Origin of the sequence: Polaribacter sp. Hel1_33_96 (assembly GCF_002846595.1) — a bacterium.
GTDB lineage: Bacteria > Bacteroidota > Bacteroidia > Flavobacteriales > Flavobacteriaceae > Polaribacter.
Window position 1 is genome coordinate 2,809,742 of sequence record NZ_PJMV01000001.1, and the last position, 16,584, is coordinate 2,826,325.

The following is a 16,584-nucleotide window of genomic DNA, read 5'->3' on the forward strand; positions in this document are numbered from 1 at the left end:
ACACTCTGTAAATTAATGTTTTCTATGAATGATTTTGTGCTTTATTTTAAAATGGGTCTGAAACATGTGTTAGACTTTTCTGCCTATGATCATATTTTATTTTTAATTGTCTTAGCCGTTGTATTCAACTTTAAGCAGTGGAAAAAAGTTATGTGGCTAGTAACACTTTTTACAATTGGACATTCAATCACACTAGCTTTATCTGCTTATGAAGTATTAAAAATTAGAATGGATTTGATTGAATTCTTAATTCCGTTGACCATCATTATTACAGCTATCATTAATATCTTAATAGCAAAAAAATCACCAACAGGCAAAGAAAACATCAACTTAGTCTTTGCACTAATCTTTGGGCTAATTCACGGATTAGGATTTTCTAATTATTTTAAAATGATGGTTGGAAAAGAAGAAGATAAACTTATCCCTTTAGTAGAATTCGCTTTAGGAATTGAAGCATCACAAATAATTATTGTTTTTGGGATATTAATCTTAGGAACGACACTTCAAAATCTATTTAGAGTATCAAGAAGAGACTGGATTTTAGTTTGTTCCTCTATTGTTATTGGTTTTTCTTGTCCGATAATGATTGAGCGTATTTTTTGGTAACTTATTAACATGATAATTATTCAAATCTTTCTATTTTCGCTTCATGACTGAGAAGAAACAATTAAAATATGATATTGCTTATTTAAAAATGGCAAGGGAATGGGCAAAACTATCACATTGTAAACGCAAACAAGTTGGTGCTTTAATTGTCAAAGGAAGAATGATTATTTCTGATGGTTTTAATGGAACCCCTTCTGGCTTTGATAATTGCTGCGAAGATTCAGAAGGCGTGACAAAATGGGAAGTTTTACATGCAGAAGCGAATGCTATTTTAAAAGTTGCCTCCTCAACACAATCTGCAGAAGGTGCCACTTTATATATTACATTATCACCTTGTACAGAATGCAGTAAACTTATTCATCAAGCAGGAATAAAACGTGTTGTATACGCCAAAGATTATAGAGATTCTTCTGGTCTAAAGTTTTTAGAAAAAGCAGGTGTAGAAATTAAATATTTACCTTATGAATAAGAATAACTTGCCTATATATTTTGCAATTGCTGTTGTTCTCGGAATTATAATTGGTGTTTTCTTTAGTGGTAATTCTAACAATTTATTTTTACTTTCAAAAAACCCTTCTAAAGAGCAAAAAATAAAAAAACTGATCAATTTTATTGAGAAAGATTATGTAGATAATGTCAACACAGACAAATTATTAGATGGAGCAATAACACAAATACTAGGCAAATTAGATCCACATTCTGTTTATATTCCCAAAGAGAATTTGCAAGCAATTACAGAAAGTATGCAAGGTAATTTTGTAGGAATTGGTGTTCAGTTTAGAATGATAAAAGATTCTATTGCCGTTGTTCAAACTATAAAAAAAGGCCCTAGTATTAAAGCAGGACTTAAGGCTGGTGATAGAATTTTAATGGCCAACAAAGACACGTTATATGGCAAAGAATTTAGAAGTGGCAGTATTCCTAAATATTTAAAAGGAAAACCAGAGACAAAAGTTGCACTTCAAATCTATAGAAAAAGTAACGATTCTTTATTTATTGTTGACATTACTCGGGGTGAAGTAAATATTAAAAGTGTAGACTTAGCTTACATGATTAACGATTCTATTGGTTATATAAAAATAGATCGTTTCGCGAGAAATACGTACAAGGAATTCAAATCTTCCATAAATTCTTTAATTGCTAATGGGATGACAGATCTAGTTCTAGATTTACGTGGCAATGGAGGTGGTTTTATAGACATTTCGAACAGAATCATTGATGAATTTTTAGAAGATGATAAACTGATGGTTTTCACTAAAAATAATAAAGCACAAATTGAAGAATTCTTTGCAACCAAAATGGGTTCTTTCGAAAAAGGAGGTTTGTATGTTTTAATTGACGAAAATTCAGCATCAGCATCCGAAATTGTTGCGGGTGCTTTGCAAGACAATGACAAAGGAACCATTATTGGAAGACGTTCTTTTGGAAAAGGTTTGGTGCAAATAGAAATGGATTTAGGTGATGGTTCTGCCGTTCGTTTAACCACCGCAAGATATTACACTCCTACCGGGCGTTCTATTCAAAAACCATATTCAAATGGAGAAAAAGGAAACTATTATAAAGATTATCAAAAAAGAGTTATAAACGGAGAATTGTTAAATAAAGACAGCATTAAAGTAGTTGATTCTCTTCTGTTTAAAACGCCAAAAGGAAAAATAGTCTACGGTGGAGGAGGTATCATTCCTGATGTTTTCGTTCCTATTGACACCACTTCTTACATATCTAATTTCTATTTGAATTCTATAAATAATTTTGCTTTTGAGTATGTAGATAACAAACGAAAAGAGTTGTCAAAATGGACTGTAGACAGTTTTGTACTAGATTTTGACAAAGATGAAACTGTTTTAAACAATTACTTTTCTAAAACCAAATACCAATCAAATCCGTCATTTAAAACAATGGAAAGCATTAAAAAATATTTAAAAGCTTTTATTGCAAATATGCTTTTTGGTGATGTTGGTTTTTACCGAATTATTCATAAAGATGATAAAATGTTGCAAAAGGTTTTAGAGTTGGAAAGTAAGCAGGAATAGCTTTTCTTTGCACCAATGATTACAATAACCACTTCAGGAAATAAAAAAGTCTATTTTGCTTCAGATCAACATCTAGGAGCACCAACAGCAGCAGCAAGTTTTCCTAGAGAAAAAAAGTTTGTTGCTTGGTTAGATGAAGTTAAGAAAGATGCAGAAGCTATTTTTTTATTGGGTGATTTATTCGATTTTTGGTTCGAATATAAAACCGTTGTTCCTATGGGATTTGTGAGAGTTTTAGGAAAATTAGCAGAAATTAAAGACTCTGGAATTCCTGTTTATTTCTTTGTTGGTAATCATGATTTATGGATGCATGATTACTTTGAAACGGAATTAAACATTCCTGTATTTTATAGTCCTCAAGAGTTTCTCATTAACAATAAAAAGATCTTAATGGGTCATGGAGATGGTTTAGGACCGCATGACAAAGGGTATAAACGCATGAAAAAGGTATTTACATTTCCTTTGTTTAAATGGTTTTTTAGATGGTTGCATCCGGATTTAGGTGTAAAGTTGGGGCAATATATGTCTATTAAAAATAAGATGATTTCTGGAGAGGAAGATGCAAAATTTTTAGGCGAAGAAAATGAATGGCTAGTGCAATACTGTAAAAGAAAACTCACTCAACAACACTATGATTATTTTGTTTTTGGCCATAGACATTTACCTTTAGAAATAGAACTACAAGAAAACAGTACCTATATAAACTTAGGCGATTGGATTCAATATTTCACCTATGGACAGTTTGATGAAAATACTTTTAGCCTTCATAAATATAAATCTACGAAAAAAGACTGATTTATATACTAATTCCAGAAATCAGAAGATACCTTGAGAGCGAAAATTAAAAAAGGCCACTAAATTAATAATGGCCTAAATATAATAATATTTAATATTATTGAAATTACAATTTATAAATTGCTTTAAAATAAACCTGACCTCCACTATAACCAATTGGTGTACGTCTTGGAAAAGGCATCCCTTGAGATGCACGAGTTTCAACTTCGTTTGGATATGTATCAAAAACATTAAGTGCTCCTAAAATTAATTGAACAGTTTCTGAAGCTTGATAGCTAAAGTCTAAATCTATTAAAGTTCTTGCTTCTATTTCTTCTCTTTGAGATCTTTCATCAAAAGTAGTTTCGAAATAATTAGCTCGAACTGAAGCATCAAATTTGCCAAAATTACGTTCTAAAGATAAACTAGCTCTATTTTTAGGTAAATTATTCTCTAAGTTAAAAATTCCACTTTCGTTAACAGGATTCACTCCACTAACCTGATTTTGGGACAAAACTTTTGTCTGATTATAATTATATGCTAACCCAATTCATAGCTGGATTTGCTACCCCTTCAATCCCAGAATCTATAACTGCTTGAGCTGCTGCATGTTGATTACCTCTAGCTAATTTTGGATTAAAAGCATATTCTGCCCTTATGTTAATAAATCCATTTTCAGTTAATGGAAAACCGAAATTCATTCCTACTTTATAATCAGTTTCACTTCCATAATTTCTTCCATACCATTTACCAACTTGTGTTTGAACTTCTGCTCCACTTGAGACATCTTTTAATATAAAGTTCATAACCCCTGCAATTGCATCTGAACCATATTGTGCGGCCGCACCATCACGCAAAACCTCTATATTTTTTAACGCAATACTAGGAATATGACCTACATCTGCTGCATGAGATCCTGCATTCATTGCTGCACCAAAATGCGCTATCAAAGAAGATCTATGGCGTCTTTTAGAGTTCATAAGTATTAGTACTTCATCTGGTGGTAAACCTCTTAAAGATGTTGGTTTAACAAATGCTGATCCATCGCCAGTAAGTGGTGTAGACGTGTATGAAGGTATTAAAGCTTTTAATGTTTGTACTATATCACCGTTATTTTGTCTTTCAATCGCTTTTACCCCAATATTATCAATTGGAACAGCGGACTGTAGAACTGTTCTTGGTTTTGAACGAGTACCAGTAATAACAACTTCACTTAAAGCATTATCGTCATTAACCATTATTGTTAAATAAGAAGTATTGTTATTAAAATCAAAAAAAACATCTTTAACCAACTTTTAACAATTAAAAATTATTGAATATTGTAGCTTTGTTTTTCGTAAAATTTAACAGATAATATAAGAGTATCATGGATGTAGATGTAAGAGCTATTAATGAGAAAATAGAAAGAGAAAGTGCCTTTATAGACATTCTTACTTTAGAAATGAATAAGGTAATTGTTGGGCAAAAGCAAATGATAGAAAGTTTGTTAATTGGATTAATTGGAAATGGTCATATTTTACTAGAAGGAGTTCCTGGATTGGCAAAAACATTAGCAATTAATACTTTATCTAAGGCAGTTCAGGCAAGTTTTAGTAGAGTTCAATTTACACCAGATTTGTTACCTGCAGATGTTGTTGGAACGATGATTTATAACATGAAAGAGAATGATTTCATGATAAAAAAAGGACCAATTTTTGCAAATTTTGTGTTAGCCGATGAGATTAACAGAGCACCTGCCAAAGTGCAATCTGCTTTACTAGAAGCAATGCAAGAGCGTCAAATTACTATTGGTGACACTACTTTTAACTTAGACGAACCTTTTTTAGTTATGGCAACTCAAAACCCCGTGGAACAAGAAGGAACTTATCCTTTACCTGAAGCGCAAGTAGATAGGTTCATGTTAAAAGTAGTTATAGATTACCCAAAATTACAGGATGAGCAAATTATTATGCGTCAGAATTTATCTGGTGGTTTCTCAAAAGTTAACCCTGTAGTTTCTGTAGAACAAATTTTAAAAGCAAGAGAAGTTGCTAATGAAGTTTACATGGATGAAAAAATTGAGAAATATATTCTTGATATCATTTTTGCAACTCGTTATCCAGAAAAATACAACTTACCACAATTAAAAGATTTAATTAGTTTTGGTGCTTCACCCGTGGAAGTATCAATTTAGCAAAAGCAGCTAAATGTTATGCTTTTATTAAAAGAAGAGGTTATGTAATTCCTGAAGATGTTAGGGCGGTAGTTTTTGATGTTTTACGCCACAGGATTGGTATTACATATGAAGCGGAGGCAGAAAATGTAACTTCTGTTGAAATTATCAACTCAATTATTAATGAAGTAGAAGTGCCATAAAAGGAGTTTTCAGTAAATCAGTATTAGGAAGTAATTGCTTGCTTAAATCTGATTTTTTTTAAATCGTAACTGAAAATTGCATACTTAAAAGATGGAAACAAAGGAAATCCTTAAAAAAGTTCGAAAAATTGAGATTAAGACAAGACGATTGTCTGATCATATTTTTGGCGGTGAATACCATTCATCCTTCAAAGGGCGTGGTATGACTTTTTCTGAAGTAAGACAATACCAATTTGGTGATGATGTTAGAGCCATTGATTGGAATGTTACTGCGCGTTACAACGAACCTTTTATAAAGGTTTTTGAAGAAGAACGGGAACTAACCATGATGTTAATGGTTGATGTTTCTGGTTCGGAATCATTTGGAACTGCTACACAATTTAAAAAAGATACCGTTACAGAAATTGCTGCAACCCTAGCTTTTTCTGCTACTCAAAATAATGACAAAGTAGGATTAATTCTTTTTTCTGATGATATCGAACTATTCATTCCCCCAAAAAAGGGAAAAAGTCACGTTTTAAGAATTATTAGAGAATTAATAGAGTTTAAGCCAAAAAGCAAAAAGACTGATATTTCTGTAGCTTTAAAATTTTTATCAAGTGTGATGAAAAAAAGAGCCATAGTTTTTATGTTATCAGATTTTATGGATGATGATTATGAAAAAACTTTAAAAATTGCAGGAAAAAAACACGATTTAACAGGCATTAGAGTATATGATAAACATGATGAAGAAATTCCGAATTTAGGAATGGTGCCAATGATAGATGCTGAATCAGGTGCTATTCAACTAGTAAACACCTCGTCAAAAACTACTCGAAGAAACTATAAAGCAAATGCATTACGATTAACTGATTATTATATAAGTACGTTTAAAAGAAGTGGTGCAGGAACTATCAATACGAGAGTTGATGAAGGTTACGTGAAAAAGTTATTAGGATATTTTAAACACAAAGGAAGATAAGCAGAAATGAAAAAATACATTTTACATATTTTTCTATTAATTTCAATAATTGCTTTTGGTCAAAACCCGATGGTAAAGGCCCAAATTGAAACTTCACAAATTAGAATAGGTGAGCAATTCAATTTAAGGATTTCTGTCAATGAAATTGAGAATGTAATTCTACCTAAGCTGGAATTAAAAGGATTAGAAGTTATCGATTCAGCTATGATAGATACTCTAGGCAATATGCTAGTTCAAAAATATATTATAACCGGTTTTGACAGCGGAGCGTACTATATTCCTCAGCAACAAGTTTTTGTTAAAAATCAAGCCTATTTAACAGATTCATTACTAGTAAATGTCGCTACAGTAGCAATAGACACCACTAAAATTAAGAAATTTCCTATCAAAGCAATTAAAGCAGAACCATATACTTTTGATGATTTTAAAATCTATGTATATATTCTTTTAGCGGCATTAGTAATTATAGGTTTCTGGATTTATTGGTTTGTGATAAGAAAGCGAAAAATGGAAATAGAAGAACCAACTTTTAGAGCTTTACCTCCTTATGATGAAGCTATTTATAAGCTAAATGAGTTAGATGAAAAACTACTTTGGCAAAATAATAAAGTTAAAGAATATTATAGTGAGTTAACAGAGATTGTAAGAGGTTATATTGAGCGCGAATTGAAAGTACCTGCATTAGAGAAAACTACAGATGAAATTATAGAAACACTAAAAGATTTTAATGAGGCTGAAACGATATCGACATCCAAAGAAACCATTGACAAACTTAAAGCATTATTGCAAGAAGCAGATTTAGTAAAGTTTGCAAAATCGAAACCTTTAGCGATAGAAATTGAAGAAGATAGAAAAGATGCAAAATTAGTAATTGATAATTTAAAACCTAAACCAATTATAGAAGATGATGAATTGGAATAATTTTGAGTTTTTAAATCCAGAATTTTTGTGGCTGCTAATTTTAGTTATATTATTGGCAATTTGGTATTTTTTTATGCGTAAAAAAGATACTGCAATTTTAACCATGCCAAGTGTTAAAGGGTTTAAAGTAAAAGCATCCATCTTATCAAAATTAAAACCTATTTTATATGTTTTACGATTGTTGGCTTTGGCAGCAATTGTTATTGCTTTAGCAAGGCCAAGAAACGTGTCTGTGAGCAAAAAAACAAAAACAAATAGAGGTATCGACATTGTAATGGCCATTGATGTTTCTGCAAGTATGTTGGCTAGAGATTTAAAACCGAATAGATTAGAAGCTTTAAAAAAAGTAGCTGTAAATTTTGTTGATAGAAGACCCAATGACAGAATTGGAATTGTAGTGTATGCAGGCGAAAGTTTTACCCAAACGCCTATTACAAGTGACAAAGCGATTGTAAAACGAACCATTTCTGAATTAAAATGGGGGCAATTAGAAGGTGGAACCGCAATAGGAATGGGTTTAGGCTCTGGGGTAAATAGACTTAAAGAAAGTAAAGCAAAAAGTAAGGTTATTATTTTACTAACGGATGGAGTAAACAACTCAGGAAACATAGACCCAAGAACGGCAACAGAACTAGCTAAAGAATTGGGTATTAAAGTCTATACAATAGGAATAGGAACCAATGGAATGGCAGATTTCCCCTGGAGTAAAGACCCAAGAACTGGCCAATTAAACTTTAGAAAACAACAAGTAGAAATTGATGAAGATTTACTAAAAGAAATTGCATCAGAAACAAAAGGAAAATATTTTAGAGCAACAGACAATACATCATTAAAAGAAATTTATAATGAAATTGACAAACTCGAAAAAACAAAAATAGAAGAATTCAAGTATTACAATTATCAAGAAATGTACAGGTCTTTAGTACTATTAGCTCTAGGTCTATTGCTACTAGAATTCTTATTAAGAAATACATTATTTAAGAGTTTTATATAAAAATGTACAAATTAGAAGAACCAATTTATTTTTATTTATTAGCAATTATTCCTGTAATGATTGTTGTTTTTCTATTGGTTTTATGGTGGAAAAAAAGAATGCAGCGTAAATTCTCAAATCCTGATTTACTGAAAAAATTAGCTCCGAACTCATCAACATTTAAATCAATACTAAAACTAATAATGTTGTTATTAGGAATTGCCTTTTTAGTGATTTCTTTAGTAAACCCTAAAATGGGCTCTAAACTGAAAACGGTAAAAAGAGAAGGAGTAGATGTCGTTTTCGCTCTAGATGTTTCTAGAAGTATGCTGGCAGAAGATATTGCCCCTACTAGGCTAGAAAAAGCAAAACAAATCATTGCAAAAATTATAGATAAATTAGGAAGTGATCGAGTTGGTATTATCATTTACGCGGGTAACTCTTATCCTCTTTTACCCATAACAACAGACCATGCAGCAGCAAATATGTTTTTGCAAAATGCCAATCCCGATATGGTTTCTAGTCAAGGTACAGCAATTAATGAAGCTTTAGAATTAGCAAAAACTTATTATAATAATGACGAGCAAACCAACAGGTTTTTAGTCATTATCTCTGATGGAGAAGACCACCAAGAAGAAACCAAACAAGTAGCTCTTAATTTGGCTAATGATGGCGTACAGATTTACACTATTGGTGTTGGTACAGAAAAAGGCGGACCAATTCCTATACGTTTAAATGGAGCTATGATTGGTTATAAAAAAGATAACAAAGGAGAAACAGTTATTACCAAACGTATGCCCGATGTTTTAAACGGAATTGCAGATGCCTCTGACGGAGAATATATAGATGGTAATGTAACTGAAAATCCTGTAAAACAGATTTCAGACATTATTGCAAATGCCCAAAAAAGCGAATTTGAAACGAAGCAATTTTCTGATTACAAAGATCAATTTCAATGGTTTTTAGCGATAGGAATTTTATTTTTACTCTTAGATGGTTTCTTGTTAGAAAAGAAAACAAAATGGTTAAAAAAGGTAGATTTATTTAATGAAGAAAAAATAAAAAAATAAAAAATGAACCTTTTACAAAATATCCTTATTTTATTTTTGATGCTGTTTTCATCAACAACAATTCTTGCACAAAAAGATTCTATTGCTTTGCAACGCAAAGCTAGAAAAATGGTAAGACAAGGCAACGAATTATATCAAAAAAAACAATACACAGAGGCGTCTGTTGCTTACAGAAAGGCTCTAGACAAAAGCTCCTATTATGATAAAGCAAGTTATAATTTAGGTAATGCTTTGTATGAAAACAAGAACTTTAAAGAAGCTACACCTCAATATGAATTGAGTGCAAAAACTGCTTCAGATAAATATACGAAAGCAGAAGCTTACCATAATTTAGGTAATTCTATGATGGAAACTAAAAACTATCAAGGTGCTGTAGATGCTTATAAAAACTCCTTACGAAATAATCCTAATGATGATGAAACTCGTTATAATTTAGCGGTTGCTCAAGAATTCCTTGAAAAAGAAAAACAACAAAATAAAGACAATAAAGACAATAAAGACAATAAAGACAATAAAGACAAAGATAAAAAAGATAAAGACGAAAAAAACAAGGACAAAGATAAGAAGGAAGGTGATGATGACAAAGAGAAAAAAGATGGTGATGATGATGACAAAGATAAAGACGAAAAAGGAGATAAGAAGAAAGATAAAAAACAGGATCCTAAAAAGGACGATAAAAAAGAACAGAAGGAGAAACCCAAACCTCAACAAGGAAAAATGTCTCCTCAACAAATTAAGCAGCTATTAGAAAGCTTAAATAATGAGGAAAAAAAGACCCAAAAGAAAATGAATGCTAAAAAAGCAAAAGGTAAAAAAGTAAAACAGGAAAAAGATTGGTAAGTTTGTTGCTTTAAGATGAAGATGAAATTTTACATATCAATATTTATAAGCTTATTATCACTTTCAATTCTAGCACAAGAGGCAGAATTAAAAGTGAAAGTGAGTAAAAATAAACTAGGTTTAAACCAACGTTTACGAATAGACTTTTCTGTTAACAAGCAAGGTGCAGATAATTTTACGCCTCCAGACTTTAAAGACTTTAGAGTCATTCAAGGACCAAGTCAATCTGTAAGTCAATCTTGGATAAATGGAAAGGTTAGTTTCTCTCAATCATACTCTTATATACTAAAACCAAAGAGAAGAGGTGAGCTTATTATAAGTCCTGCAAACATTAAATACAGAGGAAAAACTTTGAATTCGAAAATGATGAAAATCGTTGTTTTGAATCCAGTGGAAATACCTGACAATCCTAATGACCCAAATTACATAGCACAACAAAACATACATTTAGTTGCAGAAACCTCTAAATCTAGACCTTTTGTTGGAGAAGGAATTTATGTTGAATACAGGTTGTATGTTAGCGAAAACGTGAGTGTTTTCGATACTTCTGTAACAGAAGCTCCGCAATATAATGGCTTTTGGAATCAAGAAATTAAAATAAATGGTTTCCCTGTAAAAATGGGAAAATACAATGGTGAAAACTACAGATATATTGTACTGCAAAAAGCGCTACTAATTCCTACAAAAACTGGAAAACTTACCATTGATCCTATGAAAATGGATATTGTCATTGGTGTACCAACAGGAAGAGTAGACTTTTTTGGAAATGTGATTACAAAAAACCTCAAAAAGGAATTCGCTTCTACCAAAAAAATTATTAGACCTAAAAGTCTTCCTTTAGAAAATAAACCAGAAAACTTCACAGGCGCTGTTGGAAAGTTTAAATTTGATGTTTCGTTAAGTAAAAATGCTTTAAAAGCAAATGAATCTTCTCAAATTAAACTAACGGTATCTGGTAAAGGAAATTTAAAATTATTTGAATTACCAACTGTAGAAACTCCTGCTGAATTAGAAAAATATCAACCAGAAAGAAAAGAAAGAGTAAGAGTTGCTGCTGATGGAATTACCGGATCAGTAACTGACACTTATACTGTAGTGCCGCAGTATAAAGGAAAGTACAAAATACCAAATATTGCTTTTTCATATTTTAATCCTAACGAAAAAAAATACCAAACAATTGCTACTGAAGATTTATTTGTTGATGTATTAGAAGGCAAAGAATTGGTGACTAACAACAACTCTTTAATACAAAAAAAGACCGTAATTTCTACCGGAAAAAACTTTAGATACATTCAAACAAAAAGTGAGTTTATGACTAAAGATAGTGCAGATTTTTTCAAATCGAATGTATTCTATTTATTCTTATTACTCCCTTTAATAAGTATTCCAATAGGTATTGTTATTGCTAAAAACAATGAAAAACGTAACCGAGATGTCATTGGCAGAAAACAAAGAAGAGCAGAAAGATTAGCTAAAAAATATTTATCTGAAGCACATAAACAGTTGGGTAAAAAAGAAGCTTTTTACGAATCTTTAGAACGTGCTTTGCATAATTATTTAAAGGCAAAGTTAGGAATTGAAATCGCTGATATTAGCAAAGAAAAAATAGCTCAAATTTTACAACAAAGAAATGTTGATAAGGATACTACTAAAGAATTTATAGCGGTTTTAGAACATTCGGACTTTGCACGTTACTCTCCAATAACTAATACAGAAATGAAGCAAGAATTTGAAAGAGCAAAACTAGTAATCGTCCAATTAGATAAGCAGTTGTAAGATGAAGAAAATCCTATTTTTATTATTGATAATTACTAATACAATCGCTAGTCAAACTACCAGTGAATCTTTTGCTTCGGCAAATAATTTATATAAAAATGAAAAATTTGAACAAGCTATAACTTTATATAAAAAAATAGAATTACAAGGTTTTGTTTCATCTGAATTGTATTATAATTTAGGGAATTCTTATTACAAAATTAACAAAGTAGGACCCTCAATTTATTATTATGAAAAAGCTTTAAAGTTAAATCCTTTAAATGAGGACGTAAAAAATAATTTGGTCTTTGCTAAAAGATTAGCATTAGATAATATTGAAGAATTACCAAAAACAGTCTTTCAAAAGTTTAATAAAAATTATTTACAAAAGCTTTCTTATAATCAGTGGGCAATTATAGTTGTTCTTTTTTCTTTCTTAGCTAGTGTGTTCTTTTTACTTTTTTATTTTGCCATAACTCCTGCTCAAAAACGCTTTTATTTCTCCATAAGTTCATTAAGTTTTATGCTCCTGATTATTTCTTTTTTAATTACCTATCAGCAATATTCATATACTATAAATAATAAAGAAGCTATTGTTTTTGTGGAAAAAACAGAGGTAAGAAATTCACCAACTTTAAATTCTGAGGTAGTTTTCACCTTACACGAAGGCACAAAGGTTTTGGTTTTAGATTTAGTAGACGACTGGAAAAAAATTAAATTAAAAGATGGGAAATTAGGCTGGATTATTGCAGATGAAATAAAAATGTTGAGTGATTTTTAAATTTTCTTTAACAATTATTTCATAAACCTTTATTATTTTTGCCTTTTATATTCTAACACAAAAATTACTTTGAAAACAAAAATTGCATTTTTTTTCATTATATTATTTAGCATTCTAATAGTTGCGCCTACAATCCTTAGTTTTGTAGATGCTAACAAAAATGTTGCTTTTTTTCTTGAAATAAATGAAGAAGAAGAAAATAAAGGTAAAGAAGCTGCTAAGGATTTAAAAATTAAAATTTACCCTTCCGACAACTGTAGCTCTCTGTTTTTAAAAGGAATTCAAAAAAAGAAAAATATAAGTTTTACATCTAAAAACTATATTTCAGAATACCCAAAGATTACAACCCCACCGCCAGAATTCTTAGTTTAAATATCGTTTACTAAGACAAATCAATTACTATTTTTAAAACAATAAACTCTAGATTATTTATTTAGAGTAAAATCATTACGCATATGTTTAAATATATTAAAAACGATTTACCTGCAAGTATTGTAGTGTTTTTCGTGGCATTACCATTGTGCTTAGGTATTGCCTTAGCAAGTGGAGCTCCATTATTTTCAGGATTAATTGCTGGAATTATTGGAGGTATTTTAGTAGGTTCTTTAAGTGGGTCTAAAATAGGAGTAAGTGGACCTGCAGCAGGTTTAGCCGCAATTGTACTAACAGCAATTGGTTCTTTAGGAGGTTATGAGAACTTTTTAGTAGCAGTTGTATTAGGTGGTATTATTCAACTAATTTTTGGTTTCCTAAAAGCAGGAATTATTGGATATTATTTTCCTTCATCCGTCATAAAAGGAATGTTAACTGGAATTGGAATTATTATTATTTTAAAACAAATACCACACTTTTTTGGGTATAACACAAATCCTGAAGGAGATTTCGCCTTCTTTCAAATGGATGGTGAAAATACATTTTCAGAAATTTTTAAAACCATTAATAATATTAGTTTAGGCTCTACGATTGTTGGCTTTATTGGTTTAGGTTTATTATTACTATGGAGTGCTGTTTTATCAAAAAAAGGTAAAATATTTCAATTAATTCAAGGTCCTTTAGTTGCAGTTGTTGCAGGAATTATATATTATTTTGTTACAGATCAAAACTCTAAATATGGAATTAGTCCCTCTAATTTGGTTAGTGTTCCTGTCCCTGATAATTTAGATTCATTTATAGGTCAATTTAGTTTCCCTAACTTCAATGCAATTACAAATCCAGAAATTTGGGTTGTAGCTTTTACCATTGCTTTGGTCGCAAGTTTAGAAACATTGTTATGTACTGAGGCAACAGACAAATTAGACCCTCACAAAAATGTAACACCTACAAACAGAGAATTGCTTGCACAAGGGACAGGAAACATTATTTCTGGCCTTATCGGCGGATTGCCTATTACACAGGTAATCGTTAGAAGTTCAGCCAATATTCAATCGGGAGGAAGAACAAAAATGTCTGCAATTATACACGGATTTCTTCTGTTAATTTCTGTTATTTTAATTCCTACATTATTAAATAAGATTCCCCTTTCTGTACTAGCTGCTATTTTACTTATTGTGGGCTATAACTTGGCAAAACCTGCTTTATTTGTACAAATGTACAAAGTGGGATGGAAACAATTTCTTCCTTTTACGGTAACGGTTTTCGGTATTGTTTTTACAGATTTATTAATCGGTATAGGTATGGGGTTAGCAGTAGGAATTGTAGTAATTCTTATAAAAAGTTTTCAAAACTCTCATTTTTTACATATCGAGGATAAGAGCAATGGCAAACATAAAATAAAAATGACTCTAGCAGAAGAAGTTACTTTCTTTAACAAAGGAGCTATTTTAAAAGAATTAGATAGCCTTCCGAGAGAAACCTATTTAGAATTAGATGTAAGAAAAACAAGGTATTTAGATAATGATATCATTGAAATTCTTGAAGACTTTGCTTTTAAAGCTAAAGAAAGAGACATCGATATTAAATTAGTTTCTGAAAGGGGTATTACAGAAAATCCATCAAGTTATATTGAGTTTTTCGAATTAAGACCTAAAACTGCCTAAAATATAAATATGATGGAAAAGAGCCAATACAAAATATTAGTGCTATCAGATTTAACGAAATCTGCCACTTCTACGTTAAGAAGTAGTGCGAGTTTAGCTAAAATGATAGATGGAAATGTTGAGTTTTTCTGTGTAAAAAAACCAACAGATATTGTTGAAAAAGAAAATCAATTATCAGCAATAAGAACCATAAACCAAAAATATAATATTACTGGTAAAGAAATTGAAAAGATTGTAAAACCTATTTCTGAAACTTATAATTTAGCCATAAAGTATAATCATACATTTGGGAATCTTAAAAATGAAATTCGCAATTATATATCAATTCACGAGCCAGATGTCATTGTTTTAGGAAAGAGAAAATCAAAAATATTAGGCATACTCGGTGATAATATTACTGACTTTATTCTAAAAATATTTGATGGGATTGTTATGATTGTATCCGAGAAAAATGAATTAACTATTTCTGATCAATTATCCATAGGAATTCTGAACGAATCGAAACAATCAAAAAGCAAAGATTTTATAGAAAGTTTAATTTCTGTATCTAAAACTCCACCAAAAGTTTTTAAAATATCTGAAGACAGTAATTTAGAAAAAAATAGTTCCTATTTTTCTACAAAACCTATTGAGTATGTTTTTGAAAAAGGAGCTAATGCTTTGCAAAATATTGCAAATTATTCAGCGAAAAGCAAAACAAATTTAGTGTTGCTTGATAGAAATAAAAATCAAAATAATTATACTTTAAAAGAGGCTATCAATAATTTTAATTGCTCTCTTATACTAACAAACTAAACAATATGAAAGCTCATACAAAAGAAACACAGATGTCAATTTCACCAGAAAAAGCAGTTCACCTTTTAAAAGAAGGTAACAACCGTTTCATAGAAAATAAAACAATAAGTAGAGATTTATTAGACCAAGTTAAGGATACAAGTATAGGTCAATTTCCTTTTGCAACAATTTTAAGCTGTATTGATTCAAGAGTATCCTCAGAGCTGATTTTTGATCAAGGGATTGGAGATATTTTTAGCGCCAGAGTAGCAGGAAACTTTGTTAACGAAGATATTTTAGGAAGTATGGAGTTCGCTTGTAAATTAGCAGGAACTAAAGTTGTCTTAGTTTTAGGGCATACTGCTTGTGGAGCAGTAAAAGGGGCTTGTGATAACGCAAAATTAGGAAATTTAAGCGCGTTGTTAAGTAAAATAAAACCTGCTGTTGAAGCTGTTACAAATCCAATAGATACTAGTTTAAGAAATTCTAGCAATATTGATTTTGTAAATACTGTTGCAGAGAAAAATGTACATATGACTATTGATAATATTCGAGCTCAAAGTCCCGTTTTAAAAGAAATGGAAGATGAAGGAGCGATTAAAATTGTTGGAGCTATGTATGATATTAAAAATGGCTCTGTAACTTTTTTTGACTAGTAAAAGTATGTTTTAATTTAAAAAAATAAAAAATCAATCTTAAAAAAAT

Annotated in this window: 17 protein-coding genes and 1 pseudogene; 16 read left to right on the forward strand and 2 right to left on the reverse strand. The window is 30.7% G+C overall.

Going from position 1 to position 16,584, the window contains the following annotated elements; all coding sequences use genetic code 11:
- The first annotated feature begins 24 nt into the window (after positions 1 to 24).
- Genes ATE90_RS12020 through ATE90_RS12035 form a run of 4 tightly spaced genes read left to right on the forward strand, consistent with a single transcriptional unit; the run spans position 25 to position 3,434 of the window.
- Positions 25 to 606, forward strand: a complete 582-nt coding sequence (locus ATE90_RS12020) for a HupE/UreJ family protein (protein WP_036788074.1) — start codon at positions 25 to 27, stop codon at positions 604 to 606.
- Positions 607 to 649: 43 nt separating this feature from the next.
- Positions 650 to 1,075 (forward strand): deoxycytidylate deaminase, encoded by a 426-nt coding sequence (locus ATE90_RS12025; RefSeq protein ID WP_101451453.1) that lies wholly within the window; start codon positions 650 to 652, stop codon positions 1,073 to 1,075.
- Positions 1,068 to 2,639: a S41 family peptidase gene (locus ATE90_RS12030; protein WP_101451454.1), complete on the forward strand. Its 1,572-nt coding sequence runs from the start codon at positions 1,068 to 1,070 to the stop codon at positions 2,637 to 2,639. Before ATE90_RS12025 ends, ATE90_RS12030 begins: the two co-directional genes overlap by 8 nt.
- 15 nt (positions 2,640 to 2,654) lie before the next feature.
- Complete coding sequence (locus tag ATE90_RS12035) at positions 2,655 to 3,434, forward strand: UDP-2,3-diacylglucosamine diphosphatase (protein WP_036784271.1); 780 nt, start codon at positions 2,655 to 2,657, stop codon at positions 3,432 to 3,434.
- 106 nt (positions 3,435 to 3,540) lie between these two features.
- On the opposite strand, the gene ATE90_RS12040 is transcribed toward ATE90_RS12035, so the two are convergent.
- Both ATE90_RS12040 and ATE90_RS12045 read right to left on the reverse strand, forming a co-directional pair.
- Positions 3,541 to 3,927 (reverse strand): TonB-dependent receptor, encoded by a 387-nt coding sequence (locus ATE90_RS12040; protein WP_162178838.1) that lies wholly within the window; start codon positions 3,925 to 3,927, stop codon positions 3,541 to 3,543.
- A gap of 19 nt (positions 3,928 to 3,946) precedes the next feature.
- Positions 3,947 to 4,705, reverse strand: coding sequence for a TonB-dependent receptor plug domain-containing protein (locus ATE90_RS12045; protein ID WP_101451455.1), 759 nt, complete (start codon positions 4,703 to 4,705; stop codon positions 3,947 to 3,949).
- A 74-nt stretch (positions 4,706 to 4,779) separates the two neighbouring features.
- On the opposite strand from ATE90_RS12045, the pseudogene ATE90_RS12050 reads away from it, so the two are divergent.
- The 12 genes and pseudogenes from ATE90_RS12050 to ATE90_RS12105 all read left to right on the forward strand — a co-directional run bounded on the left by ATE90_RS12050 (position 4,780) and on the right by ATE90_RS12105 (position 16,535).
- Positions 4,780 to 5,768 (forward strand): annotated as a pseudogene (locus tag ATE90_RS12050) (AAA family ATPase).
- A 91-nt stretch (positions 5,769 to 5,859) separates the two neighbouring features.
- Positions 5,860 to 6,729, forward strand: a complete 870-nt coding sequence (locus ATE90_RS12055; RefSeq protein WP_036784283.1) for a DUF58 domain-containing protein — start codon at positions 5,860 to 5,862, stop codon at positions 6,727 to 6,729.
- 6 nt (positions 6,730 to 6,735) lie between these two features.
- Positions 6,736 to 7,650 carry a hypothetical protein gene (locus tag ATE90_RS12060; RefSeq protein ID WP_036784286.1) on the forward strand — a complete coding sequence of 305 codons (915 nt, stop codon included), beginning with the start codon at positions 6,736 to 6,738 and terminating at the stop codon, positions 7,648 to 7,650.
- Positions 7,637 to 8,644: a vWA domain-containing protein gene (locus ATE90_RS12065; protein ID WP_036784288.1), complete on the forward strand. Its 1,008-nt coding sequence runs from the start codon at positions 7,637 to 7,639 to the stop codon at positions 8,642 to 8,644. Before ATE90_RS12060 ends, ATE90_RS12065 begins: the two co-directional genes overlap by 14 nt.
- A gap of 2 nt (positions 8,645 to 8,646) precedes the next feature.
- Positions 8,647 to 9,693 carry a vWA domain-containing protein gene (locus ATE90_RS12070; protein WP_143741123.1) on the forward strand — a complete coding sequence of 349 codons (1,047 nt, stop codon included), beginning with the start codon at positions 8,647 to 8,649 and terminating at the stop codon, positions 9,691 to 9,693.
- A 3-nt stretch (positions 9,694 to 9,696) separates the two neighbouring features.
- Positions 9,697 to 10,533 (forward strand): tetratricopeptide repeat protein, encoded by an 837-nt coding sequence (locus tag ATE90_RS12075; protein WP_101451456.1) that lies wholly within the window; start codon positions 9,697 to 9,699, stop codon positions 10,531 to 10,533.
- A gap of 21 nt (positions 10,534 to 10,554) precedes the next feature.
- Positions 10,555 to 12,309, forward strand: a complete 1,755-nt coding sequence (locus ATE90_RS12080) for a BatD family protein (RefSeq protein WP_235317690.1) — start codon at positions 10,555 to 10,557, stop codon at positions 12,307 to 12,309.
- Between the two features lies 1 nt (position 12,310).
- Positions 12,311 to 13,069 (forward strand): tetratricopeptide repeat protein, encoded by a 759-nt coding sequence (locus ATE90_RS12085; protein ID WP_036784295.1) that lies wholly within the window; start codon positions 12,311 to 12,313, stop codon positions 13,067 to 13,069.
- Positions 13,070 to 13,138: 69 nt separating this feature from the next.
- Positions 13,139 to 13,441, forward strand: a complete 303-nt coding sequence (locus ATE90_RS12090; protein ID WP_036784297.1) for a hypothetical protein — start codon at positions 13,139 to 13,141, stop codon at positions 13,439 to 13,441.
- Positions 13,442 to 13,524: 83 nt separating this feature from the next.
- Positions 13,525 to 15,105, forward strand: coding sequence for a SulP family inorganic anion transporter (locus tag ATE90_RS12095; protein WP_036784300.1), 1,581 nt, complete (start codon positions 13,525 to 13,527; stop codon positions 15,103 to 15,105).
- Positions 15,106 to 15,117: 12 nt separating this feature from the next.
- A complete protein-coding gene (locus ATE90_RS12100; protein WP_036788076.1) occupies positions 15,118 to 15,900 on the forward strand; it encodes a universal stress protein in 783 nt (260 codons plus the stop codon).
- Positions 15,901 to 15,905: 5 nt separating this feature from the next.
- Positions 15,906 to 16,535: a carbonic anhydrase family protein gene (locus tag ATE90_RS12105; RefSeq protein WP_036784303.1), complete on the forward strand. Its 630-nt coding sequence runs from the start codon at positions 15,906 to 15,908 to the stop codon at positions 16,533 to 16,535.
- Positions 16,536 to 16,584: the final 49 nt, after the last annotated feature.